This window comes from Urechidicola vernalis, assembly GCF_031846385.1.
Lineage (GTDB): Bacteria > Bacteroidota > Bacteroidia > Flavobacteriales > Flavobacteriaceae > Urechidicola > Urechidicola vernalis.
On record NZ_JAVRHV010000029.1, the window covers coordinates 1 to 371 of the forward strand.

1 protein-coding gene is annotated in these 371 nt (G+C 37.5%); it reads left to right on the forward strand.

Annotated features, from left to right (window positions below):
- Nucleotides 1–371, forward strand: a 371-nt coding sequence (locus tag RM519_RS13965) for a hypothetical protein (RefSeq protein ID WP_311594443.1), incomplete at both ends; no start/stop codon positions are given.

Here is a 371-nt window from a genome sequence, read left to right on the forward strand (position 1 = left end):
CTGCTATTATTGCGAATACTTCTGGAACAAATACTGGTGACCAAGATATTTCTGGAATTGCTACAAATGCAACTAATATTGCAACTAATACAGGAAATATTAGTGGTAATGAAGCCGATATTTTAGTCCTTGACACAGCAATTGGGGCTATTGAAACAGAACAAACTGCACAAGATGCTGCTATTGCCCTAAATACGGCTAAAACAGGAATTACTCCTGGACAAGCCGCTATTATTGCGAATACTTCTGGAACAAATACTGGTGACCAAGATATTTCTGGTATAGCTACAAATGCAGGAAATATTAGCGGTAATGAAGCTGATATTATAGTCCTTGACACTGCAATTGGCGTTATTGAAACTGAACAAACT